Raw genomic sequence first — 26860 nt, 5'->3', positions numbered from 1 at the left:
CTCTAAACTCGGCTGTCTAAAACTCTATATAATCTATAACTGTATATAAATAGGAAGAAAAAATTACAAGGTTAGAATAAGGAACTCCATAATCGTTTAGAAGGCGAAGGGATAACTTCCGTGTCAACGAGTAAACCTTTTTCCAGGGCAATAGCCTTCCCAGCTTCGATGCCGGCTTCTACAGCGGCAACATCTCCAGTAAAGGTGAAATAGGCTTTCCCGCCCAGTCCCCTGCCCAAGCGAAGTTCTAAAGCCTGAATGTCGGCAGCTTTTAAGGCCGCATCGGCAGCGGTAACCATAGAGGCCATAGAAAAGGATTCCATAATTCCCAGGGCACCGGTTCCCTCCGGCATAGATGTCGCAGTAATAGCGGGAAAAACACCGGGATGAACATTGGGGAGAATGAAGCTGTCTACCAAATATTCGCCGGCAATGGCCACTCCTGCACTGACAGAACTTTCAACCGCGGCAACGTCTCCATGAATAATTGTCACAAATTTACCGGGACAGACTGATGTTGCACTGACTACATCAACGTAAGCAGTTTTCAGCATCTGGTCAGAGGCATAAATTCCTCTCGCAATACTCGTAACCTCAATCATACCTATTGCTCTATACATACGAACCCACCCTTATCACAATAGAGTTGTTTCTGATCTCTTGAACAGTACCTGACAAACTGGCGTGTACCGGAGCCCCCAGACTATTGTCGGGAATCTTCCCAATCATTTGCCCGGCCTGAACTTGTTCACCAACGGCAACGATGGGAACCGCCGGTGCGCCGATATGCTGACGCAGGGAAATCTCTATATACTCAGGCTGAAAATCCGTAGGGGTCAGCGGTGCCGGTTTGTCAAATGCAGTCAAGCCGATTTTGGCGATCAGCCGTTTACTCGGAATCAGGCGATATTCTCGGGCTGACCTTGTCTGATACTCCATCGGTGTCGGCTGGTATTTAACTCCCTCTTCAGCCAACTTACGTTTGTAAAAAATATTAACCGATTTCGGATGAAGATTTGCCGGACAGGAAAATAATTCGCAGGCATTACATTCACAACATAGTTGGGCGATTTGTTGTTCCTTAACGTCTTCAAGATTATAGCTCAAGGCTCTCATCACCTTATGAGGCTGCATATTATGACCTAAGAGATAGCGCGGGCACAGGTCGGTACACATCCGGCATTGTTCGCAGGCTGTTTTGCCGATGATCCGGGCCTGGTCGAGATTAACGGATTTTTTGCGGATGAGAAAATGATCCTTTTTTAGCAAGACATAGCCTTTGCTTTTTTTGGTAACGTGTCCGTCAAGACTATTCAGGATTGAACCCATCATGGGGCCCCCGTCAATGACTGCATAATCAGCGAGATTTTCCACCCCGCATTTGCTGAGTAAATCCCGGATGGGCAAACCTACCGGTACTCTGACAGTGAAGCGCTGGGGAACATCACCGGCTATGGTAATGTAAGTTTCCGTCACTGGCTTTCCCGATAGCGCATTAAAAATATTAAGGGCTGTTTCAGCATTGATAACGACGCAGCCCACTTTAAGAGGGATCGATGCTTCAGGAACAATTCGTTGAGTTAACTCATGGACCAAAACCTGTTCATCCCCGGCAGGATACATATCTCTAAGTTCCATAACCTCCATAAAGGTTTCAAGACCCAAAGCTGTAATTCTCTCACGCAGACGGGCAATGACATCTTTATGTTTGCCCTTAATCCCAATAATAGCTTTTCCGGCCTCAATATAGCGCCCGGCGGCCTCCAGTCCTTTGATAATTTCATCAGCGAACTGCTCCATCAATTGTTGGTCTACGCGCAGCAGCGGCTCACATTCAGCACCGTTCAGCAATATATACTCTGCTTTCGAAGTTAGTTTGGCATGAGTGGGAAATCCAGCGCCCCCTGCCCCGATTACCCCAGCATCCCTAATCATGTTCAGCAGATCCAACGTTCTCCACCTCCGAATTTCTTAAAATGTACAGTCTTCGTCAATAATTCCCGTAATAACGGCATCTATAGGGGTATTGTCATGGTCAAGCATTTTACGGGCGGAACTCCCGGTGCAAACAAGGACACGTTCACCGATACCGGCTCCGATCGTATCGGCAGCGATCATGAGACGTCCAGCATCAATTCCCCCTAAAACTTCCACCAGCATGAACTTTAGGCCCCGGAGCGAATCGGCTTTGCGGGTCGCCCAAATATTATCAATTACTTTTGCTGCTATCATTACATTTCACCTGTTTTTTCTTTCATGACATTAAGTAAATAGGATTTAAGATTTGGATTGGGATTTAGTAATGCATTTTGAGATACGCCTTTTTTGTTAATCTTTCAAAAACTTTAATGAACCTTTAATTTTGCTTGTATATCCTGAATAGCTGCTTCCACTGCCGCAGTATCACCAAAGATAGCAATCATGATTAGATTTTGCGGGCAGTGCCCCTTGATATCTTCCACAATAACTCCGGCTGCTTTTTCGGCAATATCGGCTGCAAAAACCATATCGATCAACCGTCCCTGAACCAAACCTATGGCATCATAGTCATCAATGGGAACAGATGGCGCGGAACCTTTGCGCCGCATAAGCAAATCCACAGTTCCTTTAGAAGGAGATTTAATGATTCGATATTCCATAAAAGTCACCTCATCTATAGGATCTCCTGCGTACAGTTCATGGCTATACCCAAGGGAGTCACAAACATAGGGTTGCGCGGTTTGAAAGTTGGCAGGTTTGTCTGTTTGGCAATAATTGTTTCGATGCCCTCCAGACAACAGGTTCCCCCTACAAGATAGATTTCCGGAACCGAGTAATCCTGTACATGACGGCTAATGATGGAAGAAACTTTCTCAATCACAGGACGCAAGACTGGGGTTAATTCCCGGTGATTTTGAGAATTTCGTTTATATTGTTCAGCTTCCTCGAAACTCATTTTGCAGGCTCCGGCAATGACCAGGGAAAAATGGGTACCACCCGTTGGCTCATCGGCGACATAAATCACTTCGCCGTCTTTTAAAATCGCGATTCCTGTGGTACCGCCGCCAATATCTACAATTGCTCCATTTTTAATTTTTAAAACAGCATTGGCCGCCGTCGGTTCATCCAACAGTTTTGTAATTTCAAACCCGGCTCCTTGGACTACATGCTTTATGGCGCCCGAATCCAAAGTAAAGGTTCCCGGAGGAAGGGCAGCGGAAGCAAAAAGCAGTTCAGTGCCGAGTTTTTCTTCAAGCTCTTGTTTTAATTCTTTGACAATACGTATGGCGCCGATATAATCCACTACCATTCCGTCTTTAACCACATTGGCAAAACGATAAGCCCCTGCAACCGGCTGATAACGTTCATCAAGAACTGTCAAGACAATATAGGCTGTCCCCAGGTCAATTCCGGTGTAATAAACTGAGGATGGTTTGACGATAGGTTGGACTATAACCTTCTCGAAATCCTGAACAAGTTGATCGCAATATTGAAACGCTGAATTTACGGTGTTCATTTCTGTCCTCCCAGACACTTCCACATCATGATACAGAGAATGTTATTGATCAAATGGACTTTATCAATTAAGTCTTGGCGCGAACAAGCGCCCAGTTCTTCAACCCAATAGACTTTCAAAATCGCAGGTTCCATCTCACAGAGGGAAGCGTGTATATAGTTTAAGGCAGTCATCGTTTTGCCATTCTCCAACCGAGCGTGAAAATCATTAATTTCAAAAAACTTGCCCAAGTTGTCAGCACATGTTTTGATTTCCTCTTCTGCCCAGCCCCAGAACTTTATGTCATCCGGAACTGTCCCTTCGCGTTCGGCAGTGATTAAACTTTGAAAGTATCGAGCTAGATCCAAGACTTCTTCAGCCCGCTCAGCGTCACTGTCCTTTAAAAGATCTGACCCCACCATCAGCAAGAGAGCCTTTAGACATTCCATCTTGCCTTGCAATCTCTGTACCAGCCAGCTTTGCCGCACTTGAAGCGAATTTTCATTGCCGGATTTTTTCGCTCCCCCATCATCACGTCCTTGTGCCTGTACCAGTTTCACCCCTCTATCGACTAAAAATTGGCGGGCACCCGGAGTAATTTTTATCTGGTGTTCCAGAAAATACGTGGTAAATGGCTCAGCTTTATATCGTTCTCGCAGTTCCATCTCGGTAATAAATTTCATAGCCTCACCCCACTTTCTGAAATCACAATTCGGGAATTAACCTATAACTGCCAATATCGCTATCTAATCATAGTTTCGCTAAAATCAACGGGTCGTTAGCTTAGAAACTAACACGTTATTAAAAACCAACTTTTAATCTGAAAAATAACTCTGAATCTAAAAACTAACTCTGATCGGCCAGTAACTGTGATCTTAAAGCTTCTACACCCGTATTGTCTTTGCAGGAAATCCGGTAATACGGCTCAGAAACACCGATGCGCAAGAGCTTCTGAGTACACAAATCGATATTTTCCGGGGCTGCATCGGTCTTAGTGATGACACCAATCACCGGGCAGTTGAACGTTTTTGCAAATCCTGGCGGATATACATCAATCATCCTGGAGGAATCCAGAAGCAGAAGCACATGAGACGCGGTTTGAGCCGTGGCAATTAAGTATTTATACATTGAAGCGTTTTCAATATATGAACCGGGCGTATCAATGGTATTTTTACCATAAATAACATCCTGGGTTTTCTTTAAGGGTCTGTCGCTATCATTTAAGGCATTCGCCAGAGTGGATTTTCCGGCTTGGGTAGGTCCAACGATCATAATGCGTTTCTTCATGTGCGCGTAATCTTCGCCGGAGTAAATCCCAACAGCTTTTCCAACGTATCATTGATGGCAATCATAGCTTCTTCAACACTGGCTACGTCACCGGATATGACCAGGGAACCGGTAAAGCGATCCAAAAAACCAATATCTACATCAGACGTCTTCGTTGCAATGTCGGCTGCGATAATCGCAGTCTCGCTGGGCGTAAGCGTTGAAATCCCAATGGCTCCCTTCTCTTCAATTCCCAAGCGTTCATATAAATCCTGAACGGGCGAAGCTATGATATGAGCCAGGGTAACTTGCTTTCCAGGCACATATTCCTGAATTATACGTTTTCGATCAAATGCTTCATCGGCACCCATAACATCCCTCCGTTCGCCCCTCGTGAATTACTCTTGGCCTTTTCTAGTGCTTGATTATTTTGACCTGAAGGTCATAATCTTTAATGACCTCTGCAATACGTTCCAATTCTTCGGCTTCGAAACTCAGATCTTCAGTAATAGGGTATGTCCTATCCAATTGCTTGTACTTATTGATGCCTAATTTATGATAGGGGAGCAAATCAATGCCCTGAAAGTTTTTATAATTGGCAAAGGGTTTTAAAAACTCCATGGTTTGCCGGATAATTGACGATGATTCATTCATGCCGCGCAAAAGAGGCATTCTGATTTTCACATTGAAGCCCCGGCGGATGAGTTCACCCAGGTTATCGAGAATACGTTCGTTGCGTACTCCCGTCAGTTCGTAGTGTCTCTCAGAGTCAATGTGCTTGATGTCAAAGAGAATCAAATCGGTGAACTGGGCAACGGCAAGCAGTGAATCCAGTTTGGCATAACCGCAGGTCTCAATCGCTGTATGAATCCCCATGCTTCGGCATTCCATGAGGAGATTGGCAGCAAATTCCGGCTGCATGGTGACCTCGCCGCCTCCAAGAGTGACACCTCCTCCGGAACTTAAGTAGAAGAGAGTATCTTGCCGTATGATTTCCAGGACCTCAGAAATTCTTTTGTCCATACCGACAATAGACAGTGCTTTTTGGGGGCATATGGATTCACACTTACGGCAGCCACTGCAGTTAATATCTCGGTGGACTTTATGCCTGGGCTTCATGCCGTCTGGCTTTTGAACTGACTCATCCTCATCAGCACTGAAATAATGAATAGTCTCCGGGCAAACTGAGACACAGCTTCCGCAATGGATACACAAATCTTCCATATACATGACCTGAAATTTCCGTTCAAGACCCTCAGGGTTAGAACACCATTGACATCTTAAGGGGCAGCCTTTGAAGAAGATCAATGTTCTTATGCCCGGCCCGTCATAGATAGAATACTTCTGAACGTTGAAGATCCTCGCTTTGCGTTCTATGCAGCCTGTGGATTCTGTACTCATCATGTTTTGTTCCTTTAAACGAAATTAAAAATGATCCAAGACAGTTCTGCTGATAATTTCATCCTGGACTTCTTTGCAGAGTTCTACAAAGTAGGCACTATACCCGGCAACGCGAATGATCAAATCTCTGTATTTCTCTGGTTCCACTTGGGCCTTCTTCAAAACCTCATTGTCTACGTAGCTGAATTGCATTTCCCCATTGCCGAGAATTGATGCCGTCCGAAGTAAGGTAATCAGACCATTCTCCCCCTCCGGAGTTTCTAAAATACCCCGTAAAAGTTTGAAATTATGCACCATACCGATGTTCATAGCCTCATTATTCAACTTGCTTACCGATTTAATAATGGCCGTGGGGCCTAATTTATCAGCGCCTTGTGTCGGGCTGATTCCATCAGAAAGCGGCGTCCAGGCAAGTCGTCCATTAGGAGTAGCACCGGTAATTTCTCCGATCGGCGTATTGTTAGAAATGGAGAGGGTACCATGACTTAAGTAGGAGTACAACATCTTAAAGGAATTGTGAACCCGTTCTGTCCAAGAGATAATATCTGAGGCAATAAAATCCGCATAGTCATCGTCATTTCCATATTTCGGAGCATTTAGGCAATCTGTTCGCAAGGCTTCATAGCCTTCAAAGTTTGCAGCCAACGCATCACGCATCTGTTTCAATGTGTACTTCTCCTCATCAAAAACCAGCTTTTTAATGGCAGCCATTGAATCTGCGTAAGTTCCTAAGCCGGAGAAGATGAGTCCCGGACCGTAATTAATCAGCGCTCCGCCGTTGGTTACATCGGTGCCTTTTTCCATGCAGCCTTCGATCAGCAAAGACATAAGCGGTTTCGGTACTTGTTCTCTATGAACTCGTTGACTGACGACAGTTCCGATGGCCGATAAGCGAACAATATGTTCAATTTGCTTTTTGCAGGCTGAATCGAATTCTTCGTAAGTCTTAAAATTGTCCAGGTCTCCTGTGTCAAGCCCCTCCATCGTTCCGTGCCATTTCATCATGCCGCGGTTCAAGACAAATTCGATGGCAATGGGCCATTGGGTATATCCCGTAGATGTCCACTGATAAATTCTCCCGGACTTTTGCGGTTCAACACACCCCATCAAACAGTAATCGCGAGCATCTTCAATATTGAAACCTTTAGAGAGCATCATCTTGATATGAGTATCATCAAAGTGGCAAGCCGGAAAACCAAGGCCGGCTTTAACAACGTCTACGATTTTCTTCAAATACTCATGGGGTGATTTATTGTGAATCCGACAGGCAAGGGCTGGTTGATACATCCTGGTAATCCGAACGGCATCCATGATCAGATAGGTCAAATCATTGGTAGCATCACCGCCGCTTCTTTTCTGTCCGCCCACCGTACAGTTGATAAAGGGCTGATAGCCTGCGAAATATTTGGCACCCATTTCACTGGACAGCCACATTACTTCAGCACACTTGATAATGAAACAGCTTAACAATTCAAAGGCTTCCAATTTGTTAAGACGGCCTGCTTCCAGGTCGGCCTTGAACATGGGGTAAATATATTGATCCAAACGTCCGAGGGAAATTCCCGTTTGGTTTTCTTCCACCATAAAGAGTGATTCTAAAGTCCAGACAGACTGAAGCGCTTCTTGGAACGTACGCGGCGGATTGGCAGGTACATTTGTCAAGATCTCGGAGATCTTAGCCAGTTCTTTCTTCCGCCCTAAGTCTTTTTCTCCGTCGGCAAGTTCCCTGGCATAATCTGAAAGTCGTTTGGCATAGGCTAAGATTCCGTCGCAAGTCTCAATTTCTGCTTTATAGAAGTAGATCTTATCAATGTCCTCGGGATTTTCCATGGACAACTTACTTAGCTTATCTACAGCCTCTTGCTTTACACCATTAATTCCTTTTTTAATGAGAATAATATCGTAACCCGGGCAGGTATCTCCCCCGCCATTTTGCTGATGATAGGAAAGATCGCTGACAAATGACTCACCGGAAAAAGACCAGACACCAGCTTCTTCATATTGTTGCTGGCAGATTTCATCGACGCTCTTGCCTTCCCAGAATGGGAAAATCTCCTCTCGTAAAACACGTTTATCCTCTTCACTGATTTGAAAGGGATCCTGCGGTCTTGTCGCCATTGTATCCAGTTCATCCCGAACCCATCTCCAGGCAATGTCCGGAGAAATAGCCCCTGTCCGCGGTTTTCCACAAGGATGCCCGACAATCAGCTCGTCCTTTTGGATTAACAAGGGGGCAGTCTCACAAGCTTTGCGAAAGCACTTAGCCCGCAGCAAAATTTTCGGCAGACCCCCATTTTCTTTGGCCACTTGAGTGAACGCTCTGGCGCGATAAATGCTGACACTTGGTTTTGCTTTTAGATAAGCTTCACGCAGTCGTTTCAAACGCGGCGTTAGAGCGGTAATTTCCCCTTCAAATACGGGAGATTTTGTTGCGTTCTGAACTGCAGTACGCGTTGTCTTGGCAGTCAGTTCCTTTGAAATCCCCTCAAACAGTTTCATAATAGCCGCTGTTTCTTCCGGCGACATGTTTTTAGTAGCATCGGCGAATTTCGCTGAAAAATCTTTGAGATTCAAATCATAGTCCTCCCTTTACTTAACTCTTTAGCGAGTTCTAAGCTCTTCCAACAATTCCACCAGAAGATTTTTTAAATCTTGTGAGCTCTCTCCGGAGCGCTGTACAACAAATTGGCCGTCATCCTTGGAGCGGACCTCACTACCCGGCGGGGAAATCTTGGTTATATCCTCTAAGGTGCGCACACCATAACCGACTTTACGAATATTTATCAAATTCATGGGGGAGACATTATCGGATGTTGACGCTCCACCGGCCGCACCGCAGCCTAAGGTCAAGGCCGGAAAGAGATTGGTTGTCGCTCCGATACCACCTAAGGTAGCAGGTGTATTGACCAGGACCCTAGATACCGGTTTTTTGAGAGCAAATTCGCGAATCACATGTTCATTCTGGGAATGAATCACAAGAGTATGGCCTTGACCTTCATTCAAAAGCAATTCAATGCACTTTTCACAGGCATTAAGCCAATCCTTTTCAACATAAAAAGCCAGGACAGGGCAGAGTTTTTCTTTAGAATAAGGATTGTCATCAGAAACATATTTTTGCTCGGAAATTAATACCTTGGTTTCTTCCGGAACTTGCATCCCAATTTTCGCAGCTATCTCACCGGCCGATCTGCCGACAATTTCTGAATTGATCGTCCCATCAGACCGCAGGAATAATTTACTGAGTTCCTGCGATTCTCCCTCGGAAAGGAAACAAGCTCCATGATTTCTAAGTTCACGCCTTACTTCATCAGCAATACATTCCTCAACGACAATGGATTGTTCTGAAGCTGAGATAATGCCATGGTCGAAGGTTCTGCTGGAAATTATGTCTTTGACCGCTTGCTTTATGTCGGCAGAACGCTCGATAAAGGCCGGTCCGTTGCCGGGTCCGCCATAAATAACAGGTTTTCCTGCTTTATGAGCAGCTTCCAACATCTTGGGCACACCCGTCACCAGAATCAGGGCTGTGTCATTATGTTTCATCATTTCTGCAGTACCCTGGGCTGTGATTGTCTGCAAATATCCGATAGCCCCAGAGGGCAAGCCGTTGCCCTCCGCCGCTCGTATGAGCACCTCAAGCGCTTTGCCGATGGTTCTTTTAGCTTTGGGATGGGGAGAAAAAACAATGGCATTTCCGGATTTTATGGCGATTAAGGCTTTATAGATCGTTGTCGACACCGGATTCGTGGCCGGCGGCAAAGCGACAATAACTCCCAGAGGTACACCGATATCCATGGTCTTATTGATTTTGTCTTCTGCAACAATACCGACAACCTTCATAGTCTTAAGTTTCTTAAAGAGATAGTCGCTGGCAAATATATTTTTTATCAGTTTATCCTGCCATCTGCCAAATCCCGTTTCTTCCTGAGACATTACCGCAAGGTCCCGAGCATTTTTTACGACTTCTGCAGCCATACATTCAACAATTTTATCTAACTTTTCCTGGGGAAATGCTGCTAAAGACTTTTGCGCTTCGCGAGCATTTTCCACAAGGATCCGTGCCTCTTGAATGGAAAGCAAATCATTGTCAATCCGCTTCATACTCGTCCTCCCTCCTCAAGAAAATGATAACTTAACAGCACCCCTTACCAATCAATCACATGCTTGGCAATGATTTTTTCTACATCCGGATGAGGATTGGCAATAACATTGGTACTATAAATCTTGCCTACCAAGGCAGCTGCTTTAACGCCGGCCTCCACCGCTGTTTTTACGGCACCTACATCACCGCGCACGACAACTGAAATCAACCCGGAAGCTACATTCTCATAGCCTACCAATTCCACATCCGCCGCCTTACACATGGCATCTGCTGCTTCCAGTACCGATACTAGTCCATAGGTCTCAATAAATCCCAAGGCATCATTTCTCTCCATGCAATTCTCCTCTTTCGAAGTCATCATGATGTCATTTTGATGTCAGTTATCTATATCATGTCGCGAGACAATTTTGCCTACCCGGCTGACGGGGCGTGGAATTACATGGGCAGCTACCATTTCACCGATGGCAGCTGCCGCCGCTGATCCTTTTTCAACAGCAGACCTCACTGCAGCAACATCGCCTTTCACCATCACGGTGACAAGACCGGAACCCATATTTTCATAGGAAACAAGAACAACGTCGGCTGTTTTACACATAACATCCACCGCTTGAATAGCCGGAACCATCCCCCTTGTTTCAACAAGGCCCAAGGCTTCTTCTCCGAAATATTCCATGAAAAAACTCCTCTTTATATTGATTAAAGCTTTGACCGGATAAGCAAAGAACCCTATATTCTCACTCATTTGGCGCTATATAGTTCACTTTTAGAGTAGCAGGACTGTTTAACTGCTTAATTCTTGCTCTAGTTTCGACAATCTTCTATACTTTTTAAATTATAGTACCTCCAGCCGAAACTGTAATATACCAAACACTTATACGGGATATAAGCTAAACAAAAGCCTTATTAAAGCTATAATAGGTAAAGTCCCCTCAATTTCTTATTAAAAAAGCGCACCATGAGGCTAAATTAGCTAAAATAATCCATATTTACCTCATGAAGCGCTCATTTTGTAGTTTTATTAGCTATTTTCTATTCCTTTCTCGTTAATTCTATTTACATTTATTCACTTACCTATACTTCCACTGGAAACTTCCTTAAATACCCCAAATCATTTACATAAAATGAACACTTTTTTGCTCTACGCATAACTTAATTTGATCTAAAACCGAAATAATGAATATTGAAATTTGTAGAACTTTAAGGTATTGTTGTGTTGTAATTTGAGGATTGCCGAAATTTCTCAATGCTTATTTTGTAAAGGAGGTTTATGAATGAAATTTAGAAGTATACGAGCAAGATTTCTAGCGCTTTCATTGTTAATTATTATTGTTGCCTTAGCCACGGTAGGGGCTATTGCGAGCTACGAGGTAACTACTCAGGCCAGAAGTGATTATTTTAATAATTCCAACGAACAAATGAAAATTGCCGAAAAAGCAATAAAAAACTTTTATGACCAAATTGATAAAGATATTAACATGATGGCTACAAACCCTTTAGTTATGGAAGCTAATACAGGCAATATAACTTCCTATGCTAACAACGACGGCTCAGTAAAAATGACTCCTTCAAAAAACGGAGGGTTAGAGCAACAAATTTATAATGTATTTGATCAATACGCCAAAAGCCATCCAGGGACCATGTATGTATATTTCGGTACGCAAAACGGCGCTTATCTTCAGTGGCCCGAAACAGATATCGCAGCTAAATTCAATCCCCCCGAAAAAGGCTGGTATAAAACCGGTATAAGCGGCAAAGGAGCGATTGTAAGAACAGCTCCTTATGTTGATGGTATTTCCCATCAAATGATCACAAGCAACGTCAGATCCTTCACCGATGCTAACGGAAACCTCATCGGGACAATAGGGATTGACGTTCAGCAATCTGTTATCAGCAACATGTTAAGTTCCATGAAAACCGGTAAAACCGGATATTATATGATTGTCCATAATACTGGGGTTATTTTAGCAGATGGTAATGATCCTAAAAATAATTTCAAGAAACTCTCAGACGTTAAAATACCCGGCTTGGAAAATCTCCTTGCCAAAGACTTAAAACCTTTCGATGTCAACATAAACGGCGAGACGTACATAGTTAATCCCTATAGGGTTTCCGGAACAGACTGGATTTTAGCATCGTTCATGGCCGAAAGTGAATTAACTCAAGGTGCCAGAAAAATATCACTGATGGTATTAATTGTTTCCGCCCTTATTCTCCTCATTACGGTATTCTTAATTGTTATCACGACAAAACGAATCACTGAGCCCATCATAAAGTCATCTGAGTATTTAATGACCGTTGCTACAGGAGACTTTACTCAAGAGATAGATGCTAGTTACCTGGCGAGGTTCGATGAAATTGGAGCAATCACAAAGGCTATTAACGACATGAAGAATTCTATCAAACAACTGATAACCAGCATCAGGAACGAATCTTCGATTATCGAACAAGAAGTTCAGGAAGTAATGAATAATGTCCTGATTTTAACCGAGAACTTCGAAGAAATTTCCGCGACTACCGAAGAATTAGCTGCCAGTATGGAAGAAACTTCTGCCTCATCAGAGGAAATGGCAGCAACTTCCCAGGAAATCGAAAAATCAGTCCAGTTAATTGCCGAAAAGTCCCGGGAAGGCGAGGTATCCGCAAAGAAAATTGCGGATAGAGCCGAAGATACCAAGAGAAACGTTGATGCAGCCCAACAAAAAGCATCCGACGTCTTCCAAGTCACCAAAGGAACGCTGGAACAGGCAATCGCTGATTCTAAAGTCGTTGAACAAATTAATTTATTAACCCAGTCCATTATGCAAATCACCGAACAAACTAACTTACTGGCCTTAAACGCAGCGATTGAAGCCGCCAGGGCCGGTGAAGCAGGCAGAGGTTTCTCAGTTGTTTCAGAAGAAATCCGAAAACTTGCGGAACAATCAAAAGGTGCCGTCATGCAAATTCAGGATGTCACAACAAAGGTAACAATCTCTGTCAATAATCTCTCAAGCAATTCCGATAATCTGCTTTCCTTTGTCTCTGGCGATGTGCATAACGATTATGAGGTTATGCTCAATGTCGCTGGAAAATATAAAGAGGATGCCAACTTTGTCGATGAACTTGTCACTGAATTCAGCGAGACATCTAAAGGTCTTCTGAATTCAATAAGTAATATTTTAGCTGCTATTGATGGTGTGGCGAATGCAGCTAATGAAGGGGCTATGGGAATTACAAATATTGCCAATCGAGCCGCTGAAGTAAAAACCAGATCCAATGAGGTCAAAGAACAAGTCCTAAAAACTACGGAAAGTACAAACAAACTGAAAGAGGAAATTAAAAAATTCCAGTTCTAAGCTGCTTCTTCCCTACTTGCATAAGTTCTCTAACATCTGCCCAGTTCGCTAATTAATCGTTTTTAGAAGGTTGTGTAAAGACCCAACTTAAAAAACGCAAAGTGGCAGTAAATAGCCAAGGCGTTGTCACTATAGTGACAGCGCCTTGGCTATTAATCATCAGAAGCAAAAGAGTGATGCATTGAGGAGGCCAACAATTTTTGATCAGACCTTTGTTGTGATCATTACAGCAAGGCCCCGTGGTTCAGTTTTAGCTGAACGCTTTCACTCAAAAAGGGATATCCCGTTTAGGATATCCCCAGCGTTTTAATAACTGATAAATTGAAGATTAATGACCGGAATCCTCACCACGGATTGAATTCCGTCGATGGGATTTCCAACATTGGAAAACAGTTGGGCATTGGTCAGGAATAATACCCCATCAATAACTCCGCCATAATTTCCTACCCATTCACTTGAGCCAAGTCCCACCACGACTCTTGCACCAATCGGAAGAGTATCAAATAAAATACACACATTAGGATATGCCGTAGTTCCTACCGGTGGATAAGGTACATGCGGCCAGCGAACCGTGGGTTGTCCGGGAGTATGCGGGACAAAAGGTGGATAGGGTGGTAATCTTAGCATTTAAATTCCCTCCTCTGAAAATAGGCCTCTGTGGCCAGCATAAGAAAATAAATTGGGAGGGGGAGCCGGGAAAATCCAGATTGGAAATTTTCCGGCCCCAGGGAATTTAATAGCTAACATATTGGAGATTAATGATCGGAATTCTAACAACGGATTGTATTCCGTCAATAGGGTTGCCGACATTAGAAAACAGCCGGGCATTAGTCAGGAATAATACGCCATCGATTACGCCGCCATAATTTCCGACCCATTCGCTTGAATCGGTTCCAACGATAACTCTTGCGCCAATGGGAAGCGTATCAAACAAGACAACCAAATTTGGTCTTAAACCGCCCATAACTCAAAATCCCCTTTCTCTTTTCGACTGGTAAGCCAGTCTTTATAAGACAATGCTTCTATCAGAGATCTAGAAATTTTGAGATTAAGAGTTAGGACCGTTCCTAATGTTTGATGATGTTTCTTATTTCTTATTATTTCTTATTTCTTAGTGTTTCTTAGTGTTCCTTCCTTTCTTAGTATATAGTATGGATCTTGTCCGAAAAGGTGACAACTATTCTTTAAGGACCTAACTAATTTAATGGGATCTCTCGTTTTTACAAGAATAATTTTAAAACACCTACTGCCTTTTTGACTGCAGTAGGTGTTTTATCTAAGTTTGTAAGAAAGATATCCATACAATTATTCTAACCCTTTCTTACGCAGCGTCCTTTGAATTTCAAAAATGTGACGGATAATCTGATCACGAGTTCGCTCAGATATTTCAACGAATTCTGCCGATACACGGTAACGTTTTGGCTTACTGTCTTCAATCTCTTCAGTCCTTACGACGCGGACCTTAGTTGCGATACCTTCTTTAGCGAATTCTAAATGAACATTCAGTATCGATTCTTCTTCCACATGTTTCTCTGTTAGAAAGCGTATCCCGCCACCACTAAAATCTAACATAGTTCCTTTATAATTTTTACTAAGTCCTTCGCTGGGCAACTGGAATATTAAAGGGAATATAGATGTAACCCGAACATAATTGCGGCGTTGTGTCTTCACGATTGTCCCCGGCATATCTAAAACTAAGATATAGATGGGGTCTGCAGCTCGTTTAACGATCTTGGTGGAAAATGAATAGGCCGATATCTCGTCCCAAAATACAACATTTAACTCCATTCCTAATCTTAGGGGTATTAGGTCACCCTTTACGAAGGGGGCACCTACTGTTATGAACATTTCTTCTACTTCTTCGATACGGCTTCGATATTTCCCTTTATACTCGCCTTCAAGAACTTCAAGTATAATGGAAAGACCAGGTGAAAGCTTCTTATGAAACTGGCTGAAGCTCAAATTGCCACCTCCTTCTGATGATCGATCAACTGTTTTTCACAAATGTATTCCACATATTTACTCAATTCCCTCTATTCTCTCTCCAAGGATGAAATAATTTTTACACTGTCCTTGGCTTCAACGCTGCTGTTAGATAAATAAAACAAGTACTAAATATGACCGGAGTTTGGCCTTATATCCTTTTAATAAGGGCTGCAAAAAAATTGTCGACTCTTATTGCATTCCACGATTGCTTGTCCGCTTGTCAATCATTAAAGAAAGGCGTTGTCACTCCACTGTAGTAGTGAAATGATAACGCCTTTTGCTAATTGAACCTGCTATTTTCAAGGTAAGCTTTTATGCAGCCCTTGTTGAAGGAGTTCCTTTGAACTTGTCTAGGCCTTAATATAGAGCGAAACATGTAGTGTGCTATCTTTCAAACGTTTTAATGAGCTCAACGAGTTTATCGATTTCCGGCTTTGTAATCTGGGCATCAGCCCCTACGCTTAAGATTTTATTTTGCAGGCCCTCGTTGGAAATCGACGAGAAGATAATGACAGGTATTTCTTTTAAGTCCGGGTTACTTTTGATTTGCTTTGTAAGTGCCATTCCATCCATGACAGGCATTTCAATATCAGTAATGACACAGAAAACTTCATCAACAGGACAGGTTTGCAAATACTCAAAGGCATCTCTTCCATTACCGAATTTCTCAACCGTTGCCCCGGCTTTTAGCAGAGATTCATTGACAACTTTTAATAGGAAGGTGGAATCCTCTGCAACAATAAGTTTTTTTCCTTCCAGTCCGTTAGTCTCCGTTGACTCTTTTAACGCTAAGGAAGGATCTATATCCGCTAGTATCTTTTCAAAGTCAAGCATCAGAATAGTTTCATCTTGATTCGTCTTCACTATACCTGTTATGGGGGTTTCATTCCCCTTAAGCAGAATTGAAGAAGGTGCCTCGATTTGAGTCCAGGAAAGTCGTCTGATACCAATAACAGAGCTCACCTCAGCCGCGAAACTGCTTTTATTGATATTAATTATAATTAAGAATCTCTCAGTCGGTGCTTTTTGACAACGTTCTTTAAGAGCAGTATTCAAATCAAGAACAGGTAAAACATTGCCCCGATGGTTTATGACTCCTTTGACGTTCTTACTTGAGTGAGGTATATCCGTAATCGGCTGATAAGTAATAATTCTCTCAACTTTAGCAACATTAACTCCTAATAATGAATCCCCAACTTTGAAGGTTACGATTTCTAATTCATTGGTACCACTTTCTAAGAGTATATCTGTTTTCAATCATATCCTCCTTATCTTCGAACACGTTTTTTCTGTAATTCAAGCTTTCGTTCTATTTCGCTATATTATCTTAAAATTCCTTTAATATTTAAAATATATCTTCCTCTAACCCAGTACTTGCTCCCTTATAGCGTGAAAATGGCTACATCTTTGTCCAATTTTTCTCCTAACTGAGATAATGTACGGGCAGCCGCAGCCATTTGTTCTGTTGTGGCACTTAATTCTTCTGTACTCGCGGAAACCTCTTCTGCTCCGGCAGCATTTTCCTGGGCAACCGAAGCAATGGTTTCGATGCTCCCCGAAATTTCGTTAACATGTTCACCAATTTCCACCGACGAAGTCTTAACTTTTTGCATTTGTTCGCCCATAGATTTCACGATTTCGGAAATTTTTGCAAAAGAACTATTGGTATGCTCAACGGCCTGTTCCTGTGCTTCGATGACTGCTTTGGCTTTATTCGTTTGCTCCCATGCTTCCTGGGCACGACTTTGGATGCCGCCTAAAATTTTCGCGATTTCTTCCGTCGCATCTCTTGAACCTTCAGCCAATTTTCTTACCTCATCGGCAACCACTGCAAACCCTTTCCCATGCTCACCGGCACGAGCTGCTTCAATCGCTGCATTCAAAGCAAGCAAATTCGTCTGTTCAGCTATGTTGGATATAGTGCTTAAGATGGCACCCACCTCTTTGGCCTGATTAAGCAAATGCTCAATAGCCACTGCAACTTGTTGTCCGGCCTCAGAGTTTTCCCTCATCTTTTGATTTTGGTTTGCTACCGCTTCCATTCCTTCGTCCACCGATACTTTTGCTAAATTTGTATCTTCGACTGTTTTATTAATCATAACGTTGACATGATCCACGGCACTGGCTATTTGATTAACCATTTGAACTATTTGTTGAGAACTTTCAGCTTGATTGCTTGCTCCTCCAGCCATTTCTTCAGTTGCTCGAGCAACTTGCTCAACTGAAGACGATGATTCTTCTGTCGCATTCTTTAATTCCTGTGCCGAAGTTAGTATTTCACGTGAACTCTGGTGCACCTCCGAAACTATATTTCTCAGATTTTCCGTCATAATTTTCAAAGACCGACCAAGAGTCCCAAGCTCGCCCATATACCCATCGTTGATCTTGACATTGAGCTGACCCGTTGCCAAAACATCCGTCTGTTCAGCTAAGGTTACAATGGGTCCGGCAATACGTTTGCTTATAAACCAAGCTAATATTGCAACAAGCAGCGCTACTCCCAGCCCTACACCTAAACTCATATAAAAGAGCTTCGTGGCGAAACTGTAGAATTCTATTATAGGAGCCGTAATAACCAAATGCCAGCCAGTGTTGGGAACCGTCGTGTATGCCACTTCTTTATCTATATTTTGAAATACATATTCACCGTTCCCTTGTTTATTTTTTAACATTTCAGAGCCTATTTTATTAAGACTTTCGGAATCTGATTTTACGACATTAAGTTTTAGAACTTGTGATTTTTCGGGATGGGCGATGACTAGACCCGTGTTATCAAACAAATAGGTATAACCCGTTTGACCAAATTTAGCTTTATTGAGGATTGTTTGAATAGCATCCCCTTTAAGGCTCATCATTAATACACAAGGACCTTGAGTTCCTGTTATTGGTATAGCAATGGGAATAATATTATTTCCTGTGCTTTTGGAAACTAACATTGTGGAAATTGTAGGCTCCCCTTTGATAGCAGTTTTAAAATAACCACGATCACTAATATTTAATGTTTTACCCGATGAATTGATTGCCTGTCCATTCTGATCCGCCCAAAGAAGATCCTCAGCATAAGGAAGTGCTGGGTATTCACGTTTCAAATAATCCGCAATCTGTGCTTTATCTCCGGTCGCAAAGACGGGATTTTTCCCCAGGGTACTAAGAACATCCATCTTCTCACTTAACCAATTATTTAATACTTCAGCAGTCAAGTCTACTGTTTGATTCATATTATGTATAGCGTCTTGAGTCATATCATTCTTAGTTGTGTAATAATTAAGAGTACTTATTCCCAGGAGGGGAACTAAGGAAAAAACTAGAAACCAAAGGATTAACCTTCCGCCAATCGAATTCGCAAATCGAATCTTCATCATCTTTCAACTTCCTTTCTATATTTCTATTAAAATCGACAATATTCTATGATAATGTATTATATTCTATATTTCTTAAAAAATCTTCCTAAATTTTAGTTTCAGGCAATTAAGCGAGTAGTTCAGAGTCATTTGCTCCTTTCGATAGTCTAGTGAAATAGTATAGATAAATAAATTATAATACTTCTAAACAAACTTTCTATTATCTTCGCGGGATAATAAAAAAAACCAAAAATGCAGCTTAATTATCCCAAAAGGATAAAGCTCACTCTGAGATGGTGGTAATTTATGGTCTAGTTTATACATTATTGCAATATTACTGCCAAGCCTATGTCTATAACCGAAGGGTATACTTTCGCACTGGAAAAATAATTTTCCCTTCATCAGTGACCCGCTAAGCGGCATAGAGGTCCAAGCGTATAAAAAAGCGTTAGCAAGATTGCCTTGAGCTTCTCTGCTAACGCGATATACATGTAGGAGCATCTTAATATTTCTTCTGAAGAATTTTAGCGGGAAGGTATTGAACTAACCGTAGAATCTATGGCATTGGTTACCGTCCCCACAGGATTTGCAAAATAACTTTCAACACCCGTGCTTTTCACAGAACTTATTTTATAAAAATATGCTGTTCCCGGATTAAGTCCTGTATCCACAAACAGGGTCGACTTTACGTTAGTAATTTTACGATACCCTTGATCATGCTTAGTGGAACGGTAAACATTATAGGTTGCAGCATAGATAGCGGGGTTCCAGCTTAATTTAATGCTTTTACTGCTTACCGGAGTAATTACAAGCCCCTCAGGTATCCCAGGATAAAGAATTTTTGTTTCTAGTTCCGGATGGGTCGTTGCTTTTACTTGACTATTTATTTCTGCTTCATTGGTTTTAGGGTTTATTGACTCTGATTTCAAATCGGAATCAGAGTCTTTCTTCTCCCCCTGAGGTTTATGTTGCAGCGCATATTCTTGCCAAAAATTGTTGAGTGTTTGTTGAATAGTCGCCTGCGTCGAAGCGGATACCGGCATGAGAGAACGTGTGGTGGAATAGGTTTTAGGAACGGATTTATGCTCCCAAAGCAACCAGAGCGAAAATCCGGAAATAATCGCTATCGGCAAAAGAATGCTAAGAATTATAATCTGCTTCCTTTTCAAGGATTCCCCCCCTTATTCCTTTTTCGCACGAGCCATAAACTAAAGAACATGAAAAGAATCACTGCTCCGATAATTGCAGCATATCCCAGAATCGGTTTTTGCTGAATTATATTGGGTTGATTGGTTTTGGTTTCGGCAGACGAGGTTAGGGCCGTAATTGTTCCATCAGCAGAAATAACCGTTAATTGTCCATTGACTTGGTCAGCCAATTTACTGCTGGTAAGAACTTCAGCCGCTTTACTTAAAGAATCGGCCTTCGTGCCAAGGACAACAAAGAGAGCTTGCTGCTTGTTCCATGGGGATATGGCCGCCTCAATAAGAGCGGCTACATTATTTTGACTTGGAATGAAACTTACAAAAGGTGCGACTTCATAACTGCCATTTTGATCAGGCCAAGCAGGAATAAATTTTCTCAATCCTGCTAAACGATCTTTTTCCTGAGTATATCCAAGCATTATTACGGGGCCGTTATTTTCCGCTTTAGTCTCTGAGCCCAGAACAATATGCCAATCAACTTTTTGTCCTTTTTGCGCTGCTCGGGCAGCAATAATTGCTGCCAGGGTCAGTTCCTCCTGATCCGGCTGAGCGGAAAGCCACATCGTAGCTTGAGTTGAAGGCTGCCCCGGTCGCGAAATCGTGGGGAAATCTGCCAATCCCCAGGAATTATTAATAGCTCCGGGAGCAAGATAAATTTCAGTATCAGCACATAGTACCGACCAAGCCACCTCATCATATCGATTCGTTGAGGCATTAACGTTCATATAATTCATGAAGGAAAAATTAACCGTCCAGGTAGGTTTATTTAGTTCAGACTCCGGGATATTTAAATGAAGCTCTCCATTGTCCGCATTATTGGCATCTAAAGAGGTACTCTTCACCGGGATACCGTTTATGTAAACAGTGAGCGCAGACTTCCCAGGATCCAATTGCACGGAATGTCTGAAATGAACATTGATATAACTGGCACTACCAGGCTGCCAATTTAAAGGACGATTGAGGACAATACTGGTCTGTTGGTGAAAAACCCCGCCCAGGACTATATCCGAGTATCCCAAATCTGCTAAAGTATAAGAACCTGCTAAGCCAATCCTTTGTTTTTGGGCTTGACTTGGGGTAAGAGCATTTTGAACGATCAGAGTATTGCCTTTGCTTTGTTTTAACGTGTCGGGATTGCTTAACGACGCCGTTGCTTTAGATAATCCGACAGGGTCTGTACCCGAAACAAGAAGAGTATCTCCAACCCCTTGGGGACTATTTGAGTTAAAAGAAATAACACCTACTTGCGGAGGCAAGACAGGTTTTCCTGTGCCCGGCAATTCTTTAAGTTGACCGAAGAGAATTTTATTATCGTCTCCGGAATTGACCTTCCCAACTTTAACATTAAGCTTGAGCGGCTGATAGGGTTCTTTGGAACCCCAATCAGCGGCCGTATCCAACATGGACTTAATATCATCCACATTTGTATTGTTTGGCAAATACCAAGTACTATGAACCGGATCCTGAGTAAAAGGATTGAGAAACGGATAAGGGTATGTGGACAGTCCTGTTGTGTCCGCTGCCAATTCCAGATGCAAATTTGAATGGGGTGACAGTACTACCCAATTACCGGTATTGTCGATGTCCTGATTGTTTGAGCCGCCAGTATTTTGTTTGGTAGCAATCTGAATTTGATTGATCCCTTGAGCGAAATTCCCAATCGGTAAGTCCACCCGCCAAGAGCCATTTTCTGCGTCCTCTTGGGAAAACTTCCGGCTGGCGATAGGTATTCCGTTGAAAAGAATACTGATGTTTGATGCTTCATAGTCAAGAATCGATGAATGAGTATAGTTCAGATCCAGAAAGCATTGCCCGCTGGCATGAAAATAGGGCTGTAACGTAAAATAATAAGTCGCTTGGTTGAAAGGTGTTTTAAATAATTGATCACTAGAAAATATAGTGAGATTGGATATTTCCTGTCTCGGTGCCTCTGACGCCAAAACCCGAGCCGGAACTAGAAGCATTATGATTATCATAGCTAATGCAATCATTCTTTTCGACAAAGAAACTAACCTCCTGACCGTTCGGTTTTATACCAACGAGCATTGGTACCCGAAATACGATCGCTTAACACAGAATAAGCTGCCTTTACGACGACTAAAAGCCAAAGCTGGCAATAGGTGAAATACATAAGACAAATAAGAAGAAGATTAAGAAATGTCCCCTCGCCTGCTTCAAAGTTTACAGAAATGAACGATTCAAAAATAAACATAGCATAAGCCATAAACCATATGATCGTAAAAGGTCCCGTGAGAGTTAAATGGCTCTTACCAAATAACCCCAGGAGAAAGATGATATCGGATACGAGTATGGAAAAGAAGAAAATTCCATAGGTAAAGAAAAAATATATAATATCCCCGGCAATACGTTTGTTTCTTAAATTAAAAAGGTTCCTAATATAGTAACTGATTACACCTAAATTCCCTCGGGCCCAGCGGGTTCTTTGCTTGATCCAGACACTCCATTTCTCAGGTTCTTGCTCCCATGTCACAGAATCAGGAACCCAAGTAATGTAGTAGCCTTCATCATAAACCCTGACCGTCAACTCGGTGTCCTCAGTTAAAGCTTTTATATTCCACCCCTCAATTTTCTCCAGAATACTGCGCCTGATCAAGAAATTCGTACCAGTGATTGTCGTAAGTCCAAATAAACTGCAGCGGCCGGCTTGAACGGTCCATTGAAAATTAAGAGTTTCAATATTTACAAAGCGTGTAAGGATATTGACATTCCTGTTGCGGGTGCGAAACTTTCCCACGACGGCTCCCAATCTAGGATCGTTGACAATGGTTTCAACCAGACTGCGAACGGCTCTTCTCTCAGGAGTATTATCCGCATCATAAATTACTATATACTCACCGCTGGACGCGAGAAATCCTTGGTTAAGCGCGTTTGACTTGCCCTTGGCGCCCTGAGGAGGGTTAATCGTAACTACTTTGAGAAAAGGGTATAGGTTCTGTTTTTCAGCTAATACATCACCGGTTCCATCCGTGGAGCTATCGTTTATAACTATAATTTCAATCCGGTCTTTAGGATATTCTAATCTTGCTAAAGCCTCTACCGTTCGTCCAATAACCTTTTCTTCATTATGAGCAGGAACTAGAACAGATACTGTTGGGTAAGATTCTAAACTTATTCCTGTGGAATTCTCTTCAACTGCGAAGGAAGATACAAACCGGCGATATCCGGCAAAGGTTAATATTACGTGGTAAAAAAGCAGCATCCAGATTGCCAATACCGTTGAAATAAAAAACCAATCCGTCAAAGTGAGATTTCCCATGCTAGCTCCTCCTCTTTTCGTACAAATTGCTTTTGCTTCGGCGGATTCGCGTTAGGATATATAAAAATATTAACAGAATAATTAATAGTAAAGCCACCAGCGCATAAAAGAAATTACGTACTGATAATCTCAAACCTTTTAGGGTTTGGTCAATGGATACTGCTGGAATATCGGACTTAATATTCCGGTAGCCATTCTGAGCTGCTATTGAAATATTCGGAGCTGTTACCTGGTACTTTGTTGAGCGCAGATCAACAAATTGGTAGTTCATTTGATGAAGACCTTTAATAATAGGCAATAACTTATCCGCTTGCAAATAACTGTGAAAAAAAAATCCGGCTGTGCAATCGGAAACCACCGACAGTTGTCGAGCTTTGTTAAGAATCGTGCCGGAAGGATCTAATAGTTTTGGGTCATAATAGCCAAGATTTTCCGGATATACCAGCATTCCCGCCAACTTTGAACGATAAGTGAAAGGAACGTCAATGGACTGGGCGGAGGATAAATCGGATAATTGAACACTTCCGGATAATGTCGTAAAATGCTGGGCTAAAACTTTATAGCCGCGCAGCGACATAGCGGAACCTGGAACTTCAAAAGCTACCGGATACAAATTCAACCCTGCCAAGAGTTGTATGCCTTTGCTTATCCCGCTTAGGGCGGCATTTTCCTTGCTCACGTCAAAAGGTTTATCACCTTTAGCGTTCCAATACTCCAATTCTGTACCATTAGTGACCTCATAACCTTTCAGGATGATACAGCCGCCGTTGGATTCTACGGTCTGAAGTACTTTAACTAATTGGGGATAATCTATCAAAGATACAGTCTTTCCATCGAGTTCCATTAACGGAGTCACTGTCAGAGCAAAAGGAATTCTAGCAATTGCTAAAGTGTTGATGAGTTTAACCAAAGTATCAGGCGGAGTAAGGGGTTGAACATCTTCAATTCGCAATAATACCTGCTTGCTCGCGGCCTGATTTCCGCTAAGAATATCTTCTAAAATGCCACCTAGAATTAAGTTAAAAGGATTTTGAAAATCTAATCTGCTAAAATATACAACATTATCTTTTTCCCAAACGAAAGGAACAAGCCCGTGCAGATTGTCGGCAACGACACGATCTTGGGCATCGTCTGGGTAAGCGCAATTGAATTTTTCACTGGGATTAAGCGAAAGATTGGTCCCATTATAGTGGAGAGAAACATAATCACTTAGCAACCCCAAGTCATGAAAGTCAATCCATTTCTCAAAGCCCGCGTACTGCTCGATATTTTGTTCAAACCAAAACAATTTATGAACTTGACTCATTTCTGAAAGCAAATTATTAGGCAGACTCCTTTTATAATCTCCCAAATAAAAAATAACGTCATATCCTTTCAAACTTCCCGGAGTCCACTGGGAACAGGCCATTTCTTCAACTTGAACATCAAAATGGCCTAAGTACTCTTCTAAGGCCTTAACAAGGGGAAATGTTTCCCCAAACCGCGTCGATCTTTCATAAAACACCAGAACTTTCGCTGGAGACCGCAATCCAGGAGTATTTTCAGGGCTGCTTCCTTGGGCAGGCGGAACTGAAACCATCAAAAATAATACCAAGAAGCTAGCCAAGATCATACTTAGTTTCTTCCAAGGCACGGTCATAAAGTGCAAAGATATCATCCTCACCTTTCCTTACTTCGGCTTTTCCCAGCCTTACCCTTAGTTTTAGCACTTTACGCTTCCCATCAAGAGAAACACTCACTCGGTCTAATGAATTATTGAGCTTTTCTACCACAACGGCAGCACCTTCACCGGAAGTACCAGGAAGAATTACAGCAGTAGTTTTTTCGTCAATACTGCCTTTCATATCGATAATACGTGTGTGCTCCTCAATGACCTTAGCCATTTCGACGATAATATTGCTCATCCCATGTTGTCCGAAAACTGTACGCATTTCTGTCTCATTAACAAGAACAATTACCATAAGGGTCAATGGTTGATCAAATCGACGGGAACGAGATATTTCTTCTTCTAACTTGCCGAAGAAGGCTTTACGATTTAGAAATTTGGTCGTTTCATCAATAGTAACAAAGTCTTCAAGAACGGTCTGTTTCTCCAACTGCCAGACAAGATTATTCACATATGAACCCATCTGTCCGGATAAATAGGAGCCAAAGGGAATGACGAACAGCCAAACAACATATTGAACCTTGAGTTCTGTGATACTCCCACTCACCAAGACGCTATAAATTAAATAAGAACCGTAAATAAAAACAAAAGCTAAGGAAGTAATCAGCCCGGTCATCGACCCAAAGATGTAGCCAATGACAAAAGCGGCTACAGTACAACTCATTAGAACAAAGGCTGATAAATTAGCACCCGGAGTTGTTGATATAGTGATTGCCAATAATACTAACCAAAGGAGGAAAATTTCCATAAAGAAAAGATAATCTTTCCGAACTACTTTATGATCGATGATTTTATTGCTCACTTGATGTCTTCCCCTCTTGGCCGAGTGTTAATAAGGCTTCCATTTGATCGAAGGCAAAAGCTGACTGGGCAGTCTCGTAGCCAAAGGCCCCTTTTAATTCACTTTGTCCATTAATGCGATAGGCAAGCATTCGTTCATAGCACCATTTCTCATCCCTAGTGTCCCCCGCCTGATGAAAAATACGTGCCGCCAACGCATAGACAGCCGCCGAATCGTCCTCTCCAACCGGACTTCCGTCCGCTTGATAAGCATTAAATATTTTTCCATGATTACGAATACTATTACGCAGAAAGTCCAAGAGTATAGTTACATTCTTCCCAGCATCCTGAGCATAACTAATCGTATATAATTGTTCAACAGCCATAAATTTATCCGGCCAAACATACTTTCCACTCCGCAAATCATAATACGCCGGAAAAAAACCCGAATTATTAAGAGGAGCATTTTTAAGAAGATTTATGGTATTCTCCACCGATTGTTTAGCAAGAGGAAAATCAGTCGCTAGTATCTTCAGTCCCACAGGATCTATATAAAATAAAGAAACTTTTCCTTCACTCTTTCCAATTCTGCCGTCGTAGCTGTCGCAAAAGACATTTCCCTCTCGGTTATAGCGATAGAGATTAAATGCTAAAAAGCAAGCTTTAATTTTATAAGTAAGCTCATTAAAAATGGTACTGCCTTGATCCAAGCACCTTAATAATCTTAGTTCATCCACCAAAGCTGTGGCATTTTCCGAGTGCAGATCCGGTAAATTTAACCGCCAATAATAATATCCCTTGGAAGCCAGAAAATACGTTTGAAGGTTATTAAGAACTGATTCATAAAAATGTTTGTCCTTTAAAAGCAAAGCATACTCCATCAGTTGGCCCTCTGATTCCAAAAGTATATACTTATTACTTTCTGTTCCAGCACCCTGACAGCTAGTAAAGAGTCCATCACTTGTTAAAAATCGCTGCGAAAGCAATCGATTAATATCTTTTTCGATAGGATCCGATGCATCATTA

Annotated in this window: 25 protein-coding genes; 1 reads left to right on the top strand and 24 read right to left on the bottom strand. The window is 42.3% G+C overall.

Features of this window, described 5'->3' with window-relative positions; translation table 11 throughout:
- Positions 1–71 precede the first annotated feature (71 nt).
- The 13 genes from DESACI_RS07550 to DESACI_RS07490 all read right to left on the bottom strand — a co-directional run bounded on the left by DESACI_RS07550 (position 72) and on the right by DESACI_RS07490 (position 10917).
- On the bottom strand, positions 72–620 hold the full coding sequence (locus tag DESACI_RS07550) for a BMC domain-containing protein (protein WP_014826590.1): 549 nt from the start codon (positions 618–620) through the stop codon (positions 72–74).
- Positions 613–1950, bottom strand: coding sequence for a 4Fe-4S dicluster domain-containing protein (locus tag DESACI_RS07545; protein ID WP_014826589.1), 1338 nt, complete (start codon positions 1948–1950; stop codon positions 613–615). The genes DESACI_RS07550 and DESACI_RS07545 overlap by 8 nt, the downstream gene beginning before the upstream one ends.
- A 21-nt stretch (positions 1951–1971) precedes the next feature.
- A complete protein-coding gene (locus DESACI_RS07540) occupies positions 1972–2232 on the bottom strand; it encodes a EutN/CcmL family microcompartment protein (protein WP_014826588.1) in 261 nt (86 codons plus the stop codon).
- A gap of 113 nt (positions 2233–2345) precedes the next feature.
- Positions 2346–2639, bottom strand: coding sequence for a BMC domain-containing protein (locus tag DESACI_RS07535; RefSeq protein ID WP_014826587.1), 294 nt, complete (start codon positions 2637–2639; stop codon positions 2346–2348).
- Between the two features lie 14 nt (positions 2640–2653).
- Positions 2654–3496 carry an ethanolamine utilization protein EutJ gene (gene eutJ / locus DESACI_RS07530; RefSeq protein WP_014826586.1) on the bottom strand — a complete coding sequence of 281 codons (843 nt, stop codon included), beginning with the start codon at positions 3494–3496 and terminating at the stop codon, positions 2654–2656.
- Complete coding sequence (locus DESACI_RS07525; protein WP_014826585.1) at positions 3493–4158, bottom strand: hypothetical protein; 666 nt, start codon at positions 4156–4158, stop codon at positions 3493–3495. The genes eutJ and DESACI_RS07525 overlap by 4 nt, the downstream gene beginning before the upstream one ends.
- A gap of 163 nt (positions 4159–4321) precedes the next feature.
- On the bottom strand, positions 4322–4762 hold the full coding sequence (locus tag DESACI_RS07520) for a EutP/PduV family microcompartment system protein (protein WP_014826584.1): 441 nt from the start codon (positions 4760–4762) through the stop codon (positions 4322–4324).
- Positions 4759–5112: an ethanolamine utilization microcompartment protein EutS gene (eutS, locus tag DESACI_RS07515; RefSeq protein ID WP_014826583.1), complete on the bottom strand. Its 354-nt coding sequence runs from the start codon at positions 5110–5112 to the stop codon at positions 4759–4761. Before eutS ends, DESACI_RS07520 begins: the two co-directional genes overlap by 4 nt.
- A 43-nt stretch (positions 5113–5155) precedes the next feature.
- Positions 5156–6142 carry a choline TMA-lyase-activating enzyme gene (gene cutD, locus DESACI_RS07510; protein WP_014826582.1) on the bottom strand — a complete coding sequence of 329 codons (987 nt, stop codon included), beginning with the start codon at positions 6140–6142 and terminating at the stop codon, positions 5156–5158.
- 24 nt (positions 6143–6166) lie between these two features.
- Complete coding sequence (gene cutC, locus DESACI_RS07505) at positions 6167–8716, bottom strand: choline trimethylamine-lyase (protein ID WP_014826581.1); 2550 nt, start codon at positions 8714–8716, stop codon at positions 6167–6169.
- Between the two features lie 27 nt (positions 8717–8743).
- A complete protein-coding gene (locus tag DESACI_RS07500; protein WP_014826580.1) occupies positions 8744–10243 on the bottom strand; it encodes an acetaldehyde dehydrogenase (acetylating) in 1500 nt (499 codons plus the stop codon).
- A gap of 44 nt (positions 10244–10287) precedes the next feature.
- The gene (locus DESACI_RS07495; RefSeq protein WP_014826579.1) at positions 10288–10578 is read right to left on the bottom strand and encodes a BMC domain-containing protein; all 291 of its coding nucleotides are present in this window, start codon (positions 10576–10578) and stop codon (positions 10288–10290) included.
- A gap of 42 nt (positions 10579–10620) precedes the next feature.
- Positions 10621–10917, bottom strand: a complete 297-nt coding sequence (locus tag DESACI_RS07490; RefSeq protein WP_014826578.1) for a BMC domain-containing protein — start codon at positions 10915–10917, stop codon at positions 10621–10623.
- A 598-nt stretch (positions 10918–11515) separates the two neighbouring features.
- On the opposite strand from DESACI_RS07490, the gene DESACI_RS07485 reads away from it, so the two are divergent.
- The gene (locus DESACI_RS07485) at positions 11516–13579 is read left to right on the top strand and encodes a methyl-accepting chemotaxis protein (protein ID WP_014826577.1); all 2064 of its coding nucleotides are present in this window, start codon (positions 11516–11518) and stop codon (positions 13577–13579) included.
- A gap of 306 nt (positions 13580–13885) precedes the next feature.
- Here DESACI_RS07485 and DESACI_RS07480 read toward each other — a convergent pair whose 3' ends face one another.
- From DESACI_RS07480 to DESACI_RS07425, 11 genes are all read right to left on the bottom strand, one after another.
- Positions 13886–14206: a hypothetical protein gene (locus tag DESACI_RS07480; RefSeq protein ID WP_014826576.1), complete on the bottom strand. Its 321-nt coding sequence runs from the start codon at positions 14204–14206 to the stop codon at positions 13886–13888.
- A 106-nt stretch (positions 14207–14312) separates the two neighbouring features.
- On the bottom strand, positions 14313–14543 hold the full coding sequence (locus tag DESACI_RS07475; protein ID WP_014826575.1) for a hypothetical protein: 231 nt from the start codon (positions 14541–14543) through the stop codon (positions 14313–14315).
- Positions 14544–14884: 341 nt separating this feature from the next.
- Positions 14885–15541, bottom strand: a complete 657-nt coding sequence (locus tag DESACI_RS07470; protein WP_014826574.1) for a flagellar brake protein — start codon at positions 15539–15541, stop codon at positions 14885–14887.
- A gap of 408 nt (positions 15542–15949) precedes the next feature.
- Positions 15950–16822, bottom strand: coding sequence for a chemotaxis protein CheV (locus tag DESACI_RS07465; RefSeq protein WP_014826573.1), 873 nt, complete (start codon positions 16820–16822; stop codon positions 15950–15952).
- 125 nt (positions 16823–16947) lie between these two features.
- Entirely contained in the window at positions 16948–18927 is a 1980-nt protein-coding gene (locus DESACI_RS07460) for a methyl-accepting chemotaxis protein (protein WP_014826572.1), read from the bottom strand.
- A gap of 503 nt (positions 18928–19430) precedes the next feature.
- The gene (locus DESACI_RS07450; protein WP_014826571.1) at positions 19431–20075 is read right to left on the bottom strand and encodes a fibronectin type III domain-containing protein; all 645 of its coding nucleotides are present in this window, start codon (positions 20073–20075) and stop codon (positions 19431–19433) included.
- Positions 20072–22114, bottom strand: a complete 2043-nt coding sequence (locus DESACI_RS07445) for a cellulose biosynthesis cyclic di-GMP-binding regulatory protein BcsB (RefSeq protein WP_014826570.1) — start codon at positions 22112–22114, stop codon at positions 20072–20074. Before DESACI_RS07445 ends, DESACI_RS07450 begins: the two co-directional genes overlap by 4 nt.
- 5 nt (positions 22115–22119) lie before the next feature.
- Positions 22120–23388 (bottom strand): glycosyltransferase family 2 protein, encoded by a 1269-nt coding sequence (locus DESACI_RS07440; protein WP_014826569.1) that lies wholly within the window; start codon positions 23386–23388, stop codon positions 22120–22122.
- 1 nt (position 23389) lies between these two features.
- Positions 23390–25021, bottom strand: a complete 1632-nt coding sequence (locus DESACI_RS07435; RefSeq protein WP_207643917.1) for a DUF2334 domain-containing protein — start codon at positions 25019–25021, stop codon at positions 23390–23392.
- On the bottom strand, positions 24987–25856 hold the full coding sequence (locus DESACI_RS07430; RefSeq protein ID WP_014826567.1) for a GGDEF domain-containing protein: 870 nt from the start codon (positions 25854–25856) through the stop codon (positions 24987–24989). Before DESACI_RS07430 ends, DESACI_RS07435 begins: the two co-directional genes overlap by 35 nt.
- On the bottom strand, positions 25846–26715 hold the full coding sequence (locus DESACI_RS07425) for a hypothetical protein (protein WP_207643916.1): 870 nt from the start codon (positions 26713–26715) through the stop codon (positions 25846–25848). The genes DESACI_RS07430 and DESACI_RS07425 overlap by 11 nt, the downstream gene beginning before the upstream one ends.
- Positions 26716–26860: the final 145 nt, after the last annotated feature.

The organism is Desulfosporosinus acidiphilus SJ4, from assembly GCF_000255115.2.
Lineage (GTDB): Bacteria > Bacillota > Desulfitobacteriia > Desulfitobacteriales > Desulfitobacteriaceae > Desulfosporosinus > Desulfosporosinus acidiphilus.
The sequence above is the reverse complement of the archived record's forward strand: the minus strand, read 5'-3'. Positions and strand labels throughout refer to the sequence as shown.

What these genes read in the sequence shown, in the direction of transcription:
- DESACI_RS07440 (WP_014826569.1), bottom strand. Translation starts at nt 23,388, where the DNA reads ATGGGAAATCTCACTTTGACGGATTGGTTTTTTATTTCAACGGTATTG.
- DESACI_RS07520 (WP_014826584.1), bottom strand. Translation starts at nt 4,762, where the DNA reads ATGAAGAAACGCATTATGATCGTTGGACCTACCCAAGCCGGAAAATCC.
- DESACI_RS07535 (WP_014826587.1), bottom strand. Translation starts at nt 2,639, where the DNA reads ATGGAATATCGAATCATTAAATCTCCTTCTAAAGGAACTGTGGATTTG.
- DESACI_RS07495 (WP_014826579.1), bottom strand. Translation starts at nt 10,578, where the DNA reads ATGGAGAGAAATGATGCCTTGGGATTTATTGAGACCTATGGACTAGTA.
- DESACI_RS07525 (WP_014826585.1), bottom strand. Translation starts at nt 4,158, where the DNA reads ATGAAATTTATTACCGAGATGGAACTGCGAGAACGATATAAAGCTGAG.
- DESACI_RS07540 (WP_014826588.1), bottom strand. Translation starts at nt 2,232, where the DNA reads ATGATAGCAGCAAAAGTAATTGATAATATTTGGGCGACCCGCAAAGCC.
- eutS (WP_014826583.1), bottom strand. Translation starts at nt 5,112, where the DNA reads ATGGGTGCCGATGAAGCATTTGATCGAAAACGTATAATTCAGGAATAT.
- DESACI_RS07550 (WP_014826590.1), bottom strand. Translation starts at nt 620, where the DNA reads ATGTATAGAGCAATAGGTATGATTGAGGTTACGAGTATTGCGAGAGGA.
- DESACI_RS07500 (WP_014826580.1), bottom strand. Translation starts at nt 10,243, where the DNA reads ATGAAGCGGATTGACAATGATTTGCTTTCCATTCAAGAGGCACGGATC.
- DESACI_RS07460 (WP_014826572.1), bottom strand. Translation starts at nt 18,927, where the DNA reads ATGATGAAGATTCGATTTGCGAATTCGATTGGCGGAAGGTTAATCCTT.
- eutJ (WP_014826586.1), bottom strand. Translation starts at nt 3,496, where the DNA reads ATGAACACCGTAAATTCAGCGTTTCAATATTGCGATCAACTTGTTCAG.
- DESACI_RS07425 (WP_207643916.1), bottom strand. Translation starts at nt 26,715, where the DNA reads ATGGAGTATGCTTTGCTTTTAAAGGACAAACATTTTTATGAATCAGTT.
- DESACI_RS07475 (WP_014826575.1), bottom strand. Translation starts at nt 14,543, where the DNA reads ATGGGCGGTTTAAGACCAAATTTGGTTGTCTTGTTTGATACGCTTCCC.
- DESACI_RS07480 (WP_014826576.1), bottom strand. Translation starts at nt 14,206, where the DNA reads ATGCTAAGATTACCACCCTATCCACCTTTTGTCCCGCATACTCCCGGA.
- DESACI_RS07490 (WP_014826578.1), bottom strand. Translation starts at nt 10,917, where the DNA reads ATGGAATATTTCGGAGAAGAAGCCTTGGGCCTTGTTGAAACAAGGGGG.
- DESACI_RS07485 (WP_014826577.1), top strand. Translation starts at nt 11,516, where the DNA reads ATGAAATTTAGAAGTATACGAGCAAGATTTCTAGCGCTTTCATTGTTA.
- cutD (WP_014826582.1), bottom strand. Translation starts at nt 6,142, where the DNA reads ATGAGTACAGAATCCACAGGCTGCATAGAACGCAAAGCGAGGATCTTC.